At 64.2% G+C, this 7,513-nt stretch carries 7 protein-coding genes and 1 pseudogene; 1 reads left to right on the forward strand and 7 read right to left on the reverse strand.

Translation table 11 applies throughout. The features are described from left to right. The 6 genes and pseudogenes from E5W70_RS26490 to E5W70_RS26515 all read right to left on the reverse strand — a co-directional run. Positions 1-963 (reverse strand): annotated as a pseudogene (locus tag E5W70_RS26490) (peptidoglycan -binding protein); the annotation flags it as partial. Between the two features lies 1 nt (position 964). Then, positions 965-1,990, reverse strand: a complete 1,026-nt coding sequence (locus tag E5W70_RS26495) for a MotA/TolQ/ExbB proton channel family protein (RefSeq protein ID WP_292664033.1) — start codon at positions 1,988-1,990, stop codon at positions 965-967. Positions 1,991-2,105: 115 nt separating this feature from the next. Beyond that, positions 2,106-2,813 carry a hemolysin III family protein gene (locus E5W70_RS26500; protein ID WP_292664035.1) on the reverse strand — a complete coding sequence of 236 codons (708 nt, stop codon included), beginning with the start codon at positions 2,811-2,813 and terminating at the stop codon, positions 2,106-2,108. A gap of 99 nt (positions 2,814-2,912) precedes the next feature. After that, a complete protein-coding gene (locus E5W70_RS26505) occupies positions 2,913-3,713 on the reverse strand; it encodes an inositol monophosphatase family protein (RefSeq protein ID WP_023678017.1) in 801 nt (266 codons plus the stop codon). A gap of 25 nt (positions 3,714-3,738) precedes the next feature. Next, complete coding sequence (gene efp, locus E5W70_RS26510; RefSeq protein ID WP_292664037.1) at positions 3,739-4,305, reverse strand: elongation factor P; 567 nt, start codon at positions 4,303-4,305, stop codon at positions 3,739-3,741. 138 nt (positions 4,306-4,443) lie between these two features. Continuing rightward, positions 4,444-5,301, reverse strand: coding sequence for a LysR family transcriptional regulator (locus E5W70_RS26515; protein ID WP_292664039.1), 858 nt, complete (start codon positions 5,299-5,301; stop codon positions 4,444-4,446). Positions 5,302-5,413: 112 nt separating this feature from the next. Between E5W70_RS26515 and E5W70_RS26520 the strand changes: the two genes are divergently transcribed. Continuing rightward, positions 5,414-6,430 (forward strand): NAD(P)-dependent alcohol dehydrogenase, encoded by a 1,017-nt coding sequence (locus E5W70_RS26520; protein ID WP_292664042.1) that lies wholly within the window; start codon positions 5,414-5,416, stop codon positions 6,428-6,430. Positions 6,431-6,473: 43 nt separating this feature from the next. Here the strand turns inward: E5W70_RS26520 and E5W70_RS26525 are convergent, their stop codons facing one another. Next, a complete protein-coding gene (locus tag E5W70_RS26525) occupies positions 6,474-7,505 on the reverse strand; it encodes a tetratricopeptide repeat protein (RefSeq protein ID WP_292664044.1) in 1,032 nt (343 codons plus the stop codon). Positions 7,506-7,513 lie beyond the last annotated feature (8 nt).

Consider the following 7,513-nt stretch of genomic DNA (forward strand, 5'->3'; position numbering starts at 1 on the left):
GTCCATCAGCACCGTTTCGGTGATTTCCAGTTCCAGCCGGTTGGCCGGCACGCCGTTCTCGATCAGGAACTTGACCACCGATGTCGAGCGCGCCGTCGACAATTCCCAATTGTCGCGGTAGCGGCCGGTGCCGGAGAGCGGCTTGTTGTCGGTGTGGCCATCGACGCGCAGCACCCAGTTGATCTCCGGCGGGATTTCCTTTTGCAATTCGATGATGGCATCGGCGAGCTTCTTCATCTCGACCTTGCCGGCATCGTTGATCACTTCGGAGCCGGTCGGGAAAAGCACTTCCGACTGGAAGACGAAGCGGTCGCCGACGATGCGGATGTTCTCGCGGTCGGCGAGAATTTCGCGCAAGCGGCCGAAGAAATCGGAGCGGTAGCGGTTCAGCTCCTGCACCCGTTGCGCCAGTGCGACGTTGAGCCGGCGGCCGAGATCGGCGATCTTGGTGTTGGATTCGCGGTCGCGGGTTTCGGACACGTCGAGCGCTTGTTCGAGCGCTGCGATCTGCTTGCGCAGCGCCGAAATCTGCTGGTTGAGGATCTCGACCTGGCTCAGCGCCTGCTGGCTGATCTGGCGCTGGCTGTCGAGCTCGCCGGAAAGTGCCGTTGCGCGCTGGTTGGCGGCATCGCCGGCACCGGCGCCTTGCGCCAGCAATTGCTCGAGCCGGCTCTTTTCCGCCTCCGACGCGGACAGCGATGCCTGCAAATTGGCAAGGGTGTCTTCCTTGTCCTGCGTCGTCGAGCGCTCCAGCGCCAGAAGCTGGGTCAACTCGTTGATCTGCGAGTTGAGGCGGTTGAGCACCGTGTCCTTGCCGGAGATCTCGCGGCCGAGCAGGAACTGCGCCAGCACGAAAACCGTGAGCAGGAACATGATCGCCAACAGCAGCGTCGACAGAGCATCGACGAAGCCCGGCCAGTAATCGATGCGGCGGTCGGAGCGCCGGCCTCGTGCCAACGCCACGTCAATGCACTCCAGTCTTCTTCAAGGCGTCGGCGATCTTCTCCAGGGTGTTGCGCATCGCCTTCTGCTCGTCGGACTGGGCCTCGACCCAGTCGCGCATGATCTGCTGTTCCGAGCGCATGTTCTTGACCAGGCCGGAAATGCCGTCGGCGAGATTGGCCATGGCGGTGGCGACGCGCGGATTGGAGCCGCCGCCATTCTCCTGCAGCGTGCGCAGCTTTTCCGACAACAGCCGGATTTCCTCGGAGGGTTCGGTCTTGACTGCGTCGGCAACGACGATGTCGGATGACAGGTCGGTGACCGACGACAGCCAGTTCTCGAGCTCGGTATAGAAGCGCGTCTGCGCGCGGCCGGCCTGCAGGTCGAGGAACCCGAGCACCAGCGAGCCGGAGAGGCCGAACAGCGAGGACGAGAAGGCGGTGCCCATGCCGGCCAACGGAGCGGAAAGCCCCTGCTTCAGGGATTCGAGCACGGCCGCGGCATCGCCGGTGCCGGGATCGAGCGACTCGATGGTTTCGCGGATCGAGCCGATCGTGTTGAGCAGGCCCCAGAAGGTGCCGAGCAGGCCGAGGAACACCAGCAGCCCGACAAGGTAGCGCGACGTGTCGCGGCTTTCGTCGAGGCGAGTGGCGATCGAATCCAGCATGGTGCGCATCGAACTGGTCGAGAAGGCAATCGTCGAGGAGCGGCCGATCATCGCCTTCATCGGCGCCAGCAGCACCGGTTCGGTGGTTTCGGAACCGGCACGGAACGAGTTGACCCAGCGCACCTCGCGGAACAGCCGGCCGACCTGGACGAAGGCCAGCAGAATGCCGACCGCCAGCACGCCGATGATCAGGCCGTTGAGGCCTGGATTGGTGACGAAGGCGGTCGAGATCTGGCGGGTCAGGATGGCGGCGATGAAGGCCACGATGAACAGAAAGATCACCATGGTCAGCAGAAACACCTGCGGGCTCGACAATTTGTGCGGATCGTAGATCAGAACGTCGGAGCGCCTGCCCATGCCGAAGGATCTGAGAAGAGTCATCCGTGCCCCGTTTCCGATGCCGTCGCCGCCGATCAATTTGTGTTTGCGACTCTAAACGGAATTGTGACGAAATTGAATGGCGCTTGGCAATATTGCCACTGTCCGCGACCGGAGGTCAAAGCCGGTTGATGACCAGGCAGTCGACCATGGCGGCCAGATGCAGGCCGGCGCCGGTGACGACAAAGCCATGCCACAGCGCATTGTGGAAGCGCAGGCCCTTCCAGGCGAAGAAGATCACGCCGCAGGAATAGACGATGCCGCCGGCAACGATGAGCGCGATCGATGTCGCCGGCAGCGTCCGCACGAGCGGCTCCACCAGAACGATGCCGCTCCAGCCGATAGCTAGATAGAAGACGATCGCCAGCCGGTCGAAACGGCCGGGAAGAAAGACCTTGATGGCGATGCCGACCGCCGCGGCGATCCAGACCAGGACGATCATCGAAACGGCCAGCGGCGAGCCGCCGAGCTGGGCCAGGAAAGGCGTGTAGGTCGCCGCGATCAGCAGGTAGATCGCCGCATGGTCGAAGCGCCGCAATATCCATTTCGCCGGCGACGATACCGGCCAGAGATTATAGGCCAGCGAAATCGACAGCACGGTGAGCAGCGAGACCACATAGAATGCGGCGGCGACATATTCGCCGGGGCCGGTTCGATAGGCGGCCAGTGCCAGCAGCGTCGAGCCGGCAGCGATCGCCAGCACGATGCCCACGGCGTGGACAATGCCGTTGGCGATGATCTCGGCGCGCGAGTAATGCCAGCGCCCCATGAAGGGGATGTCGAGCTGGGATAGTTCGCTCTGGGATTGGGGCCGGCTGTTCGTCATCGATGATCCTGCGTCGCCTTATCTGGGCGGCCGCGGGACAGTATTTCAAGCTTTGGTTGCGGTTTTGCGACTGCGGCGCTTCAGCGCGGCGTGCCTCTATCAGCCGGCTGAGAGTGGCCTTTTTATAGTCTTCAACAGCGCGCGCTGGATGAGTTCGTTGCCGGCAACCAGTGAACCGGCGTTCAGCACATCCTGTCCCCCAGCGAAATCGGAGACGAAACCGCCCGCCTCGCGGATCAGCAAAATGCCGGCGGCGACATCCCAGGCCGACAGGCCGGTTTCCCAGAACCCGTCCATGCGGCCGGCGGCGACGTAGGCGAGATCGAGCGAGGCGGAGCCGAGACGGCGCACGCCAGAGACCTCGGCCATGACATTGCGGAGCTCGATGAGGAAATTGCCGTGCTGGCCACGCCCGAGATGCGGCATGCCGCAGCCGATCACCGCATCGACCAGCTTGGTGCGGCCGGCAACGCGCAGCCGGCGGTCGTTCATAAAAGCGCCGCCGCCGCGCTCGGCGGTATAGAGCTCATCCATCGCCGGATTGTAGACGACGCCGGCGACGATCTGGCCCTGGCGCTCAAGCGCGATCGAAACGGCAAAGAGCGGAATGCCGTGCAGGAAATTGGTGGTGCCGTCGAGCGGGTCGACGATCCAGCGGTGCTGGCCGTCGTCGCCCTCGATCACGCCGCGTTCCTCCATCAGGAACGCGTAGCCGGGCCGCGCCTTGGACAGTTCGGCAAAGACGATGTCTTCGGCCTTGCGGTCGGCCTGGCTGACATAGTCGCCCGGCCCTTTCATCGAGACCTGCAGGTTCTGCACTTCGCCGAAGTCACGCGACAGCGAGCGGCCGGCCTTCATTGCGGCCTGGACCATGACATTGAGGATCGCGGAACGCGCCATTGTGTTTCTTCCTGCTGCCCGCGCTTTAGTCGGCGCGGCGCACGTAAGTGATTTCGTTGGTATCGACGATGATGCGCTCGCCCGAGCCGATGAACGGCGGCACCAGCACGCGGATGCCGTTTTCGAGTATCGCCGGCTTGTAGGACGAGGCTGCCGTCTGGCCCTTCACCACCGGGTCGGCCTCGGTGATGGTCAGCGTCACCTGGTCGGGCAGCGAAATGCCGATCGGCCTTTCGTCATAGAGCTGGACCGTCACCATCATGCCGTCCTGCAGGAAGGCGGCGCGATCGCCGACGAACTCCTTTTGCAGTTCGAGCTGCTCGTAGCTTTCGGTGTCCATGAACACCAGCGCGTCGCCCTGCTCGTAGAGGAAGGAAAAATCCTTCAGATCGAGCCGGATCTGTTCGACCGTCTCGGCCGAACGGAAGCGCTCGTTGAGCTTGGTGCCGTTGATCAGGTTCTTGAGTTCGACCTGGTTGTAGGCGCCGCCCTTGCCGGGCTTGACGGTGTTGGTCCTGACCGCCACCCAAAGGCCGCCATCATGCTCGATGACGTTGCCGGGACGGATTTCGTTGCCATTGATCTTGGCCATGATGAGGTGATCCGGAAATGAGATGATCGCCGCAAAGGGCAATTTGGCGCCTCCAAGACCACAAATCGCCAGCAGAGGCAAGGAGCGCCTTCCGATGAAGCGGCAACGAAGCTGGCCCGGCAGCGCGGCGTGGCAGCCTCAGTCCGTCCTGACAGTCGCGGTGACGGCCTCGGTCACTGCGTCGGCCGCCTCTGTCAAAAGATGCAGGTGCGGCGAACGCAGGACGACAATTCGCAGCGACAGCTCGAGGCCGGGAGCGTCGACCAGGGCAATGCCCTGCGGCAGCTTTTCCCGCAGCAGCCGCGTGGGCAGCAGGCCAAGGCCTTGGCCTCGACGAACCCAGTCGATCTGCAGCGCGCTGTCCTGAATCTCGGCGCCGACCATCAACCTGTGGCCGCCCTCGGCAAGGGCAGCCGCCAGCCGCCGGCGCGCGTCGCAAGGCTCAGGGCTGAGGACCCAGGGCATGGTCTTGACGTCGGCTTGTCGGACAGTGTTTTCGGCAGCGATGATGCCGAGGGGCTCGGTTCCGACAACGCCGTCGCCAGTTTTGGAATTGCTGCCGTCCAGGATGAAGGCGAGGTCGAGCTGTCCGCGCTTGTGCTGGTCGGCCAGCTCAAGGCTCCAGCCGCTCTTCAGACGAAGCGAGACCTTCGGAAACCGCGCCACGGCATCAGCAATGGCGGCGGCCACGGCTTTGTCGCAAAGCCCGTGCGCGAGGCCGAGCCGCAGCAGGCCCTCCGGCTCGCCGCCCTTGGCGAATGATCTCAGCGCGTCGACGGCGGCGAGAATGTCCTTGCCGCGTGCCAGCACCTCTACGCCGGCCGGGGTCAGTCGCGACGGCTTTAGCCGGCGGTCAAGCAATTCCGTGCCGAGCATCTCCTCCAGCCGCTGGATCTGGCGGGTGACGGCCGGCTGCGTCAACGGCAGGCGTTGCGCCACCTTCTGAATCGAACCCTCCTCGGCAAAGAGGGCCAGTGTTTTCAGTTCTTCAAGCACGACTCACCCGAACATGTCTTGTGAGCATAATTATCCTGAGCATTATGAATTTGAAATCCGATGGATGGCAAGCGATTTTCCTCCGGCAGGACCCAGCAGGAAAGGAACGACGATGAAAGCGATCGAATTGCAGAGCCCGGGCGGCCGCGAGAACCTCAAAATGGTCGAGCGGCCGATGCCTGAACCAGGGCGCCAGGAGATGATTGTGAAGGTCAAGGCGACGGCGCTGAACTACCGCGATGCCGAGATCGTTCGCGGCAGCTATCACACGAAGTTTGCATGGCCGCTGGTGCCGCTGTCGGACGGCGTCGGCGAAGTCATTGCCATCGGCGCCGAGGTCAGTCGGTTCAAGATCGGCGACCGGGTCTGCGGCACGTTCTGGCAGCGCTGGGTCGGCGGCAGTTTCGCGATGGCCGAGCCCTCCTATCAACGCGGCGGCCCGATCGACGGGCTGCTCAGCGAATTTGCCCGGCTCGACGAACAGGCGGCGGTGCTGGCGCCGGCCAATCTGAGCGACCTCGAGGCGGCGACCCTGCCATGCGCCGGCGTGACGGCATGGCACGCGCTGTTTACTGAGGGCAGCGTCAAACCCGGCGACACCGTGCTTTGCCTCGGCACCGGCGGCGTTTCGCTGTTTGCGGTGCAGTTCGCCGCCGCTGCCGGGGCGCGCGTCATCGTGACGTCGAGCAGCGACGAGAAGCTTGCGCGGGCAAAGCAACTTGGCGCGCAGGATGGCGTGAACTATCGCAGCGTCCCCGATTGGGCATCGGCCGTGCTGGGATTGACGGATGGCCGCGGCGCCGACCATATCATCGAGGTTGGCGGACCGCAGAGTTTTGCACAATCGCTGAGGGCAGCGGCGCGCGGCGCCCAGATCAACGTCATCGGCTATCTCGGCGGCAGTGACGGCGCCATCAACCCGCTCGACATCTTCCGCCGGCAGGTACGGGCGCGAGGCATACCGGTGGGCTCACGCGAATCCTTCGAGGCGATGAACCGCGCCATTGTCGTTAACCGGTTGAGACCGGTGATCGACCGGGTCGTGCCATGGGGCCAGGCCGCCGAAGCCTTTCGGTACCTTGAACACAGCTCGCCCTTCGGCAAGGTCGTGCTCGATCATACGCAATGAGCCCGCCTGACGAGCCCGGGTGCAATAAGTCGCGAGATCGCGGTCAGGGCAGGCGGTTGGCCCGTTGCAGCGCCTGCTGTGTCTGCTCGTCGGTGAGGCCCTGCAGGAAATCGTCCATCTCTTGGTCGATGAGCCCGGCGCGGCGGGCGACAACATACCAGGCGCCGGCGAGGATGAGATCCGGGTCGGTGCCGATGCCGTTCATGTAGAGTTTGGCGAGACGGTTCTGGGCGGCGACATTGCCGCCTTCTGCGGCCTGTTTCATCCAGTTGAAGCCGGACTTAAGGTCGCGGACGCCGCCGCGCCCCTCGATCATCCAGGTGGCGAGATCGATCTGTGCCGTGTCGTAGTTCTGCCGCGCGGCCTGTGCCAGCAGGCCGCGGGCGCGGACATCGTCGCGCGGCTTGCCGCCGGCGCCATTGGCGTAGACCTGTGCCATCGCATATTGTGCGTCGGCAAGCCCGGTCGCGGCCGCGCGCTCGTAATAGGAGACGGCTTTGGCAATACCGGCATCGCCGGGCTCCTGTTCGACCATCAGCTGCGCAAAATTGAACTGCGCCAGGCGGTTGCCGGCCTCGGCGGCGGCCTGCATCAGCGCATAGGCTTCCTTCTCGTCCTTTTTGACGTAGCGGCCGTCGAGCAGCATCAGCGCATACTGGAATTGCGATTCCGGGACGCCCTGCTCGGCGGCAAGTGCATACCACTTCGCCGCCCCTGCCGCGTCGACCGGCACGCCGAGGCCGCGCGACAATATCTCGGCCACCAGCGTCTGTGCCGCCGGATCGCCGTTTTGAGCGCGGGAAAGCGCAAGGTTGTAGGCCGTCTTGTAGAGCCCGCGCTGAAAGGCGCCGTAGGCAGCATCGGACGGCTTTGCGCCGAAGCGGTCGGGGTTGATGGTGTCGGCCGACGGCAGAGGGGTGGTGGTGGCGGGCTGCGGCAATTGTGCGGCAATCGGCTTGTCGGCAGGTTCGCTGGAATCCGGCCTGGGCTGCGGCAGCGGAACGGGTTCCGCCGCTATCGCCTGCGTCACGGCCGTTGCAAGAAAGGCGCTGAAAAGGATTGTCCGCGAGCGCACGTCAGTCC

Source organism: Mesorhizobium sp., from assembly GCF_005063415.1.
GTDB lineage: Bacteria > Pseudomonadota > Alphaproteobacteria > Rhizobiales > Rhizobiaceae > Mesorhizobium.

Excerpts from the sequence above, each read along its gene's own strand:
- E5W70_RS26495 (WP_292664033.1), bottom strand. The coding sequence starts at position 1,990 with ATGACTCTTCTCAGATCCTTCGGCATGGGCAGGCGCTCCGACGTTCTG.
- E5W70_RS26500 (WP_292664035.1), bottom strand. The coding sequence starts at position 2,813 with ATGACGAACAGCCGGCCCCAATCCCAGAGCGAACTATCCCAGCTCGAC.
- E5W70_RS26520 (WP_292664042.1), top strand. The coding sequence starts at position 5,414 with ATGAAAGCGATCGAATTGCAGAGCCCGGGCGGCCGCGAGAACCTCAAA.
- efp (WP_292664037.1), bottom strand. The coding sequence starts at position 4,305 with ATGGCCAAGATCAATGGCAACGAAATCCGTCCCGGCAACGTCATCGAG.
- E5W70_RS26505 (WP_023678017.1), bottom strand. The coding sequence starts at position 3,713 with ATGGCGCGTTCCGCGATCCTCAATGTCATGGTCCAGGCCGCAATGAAG.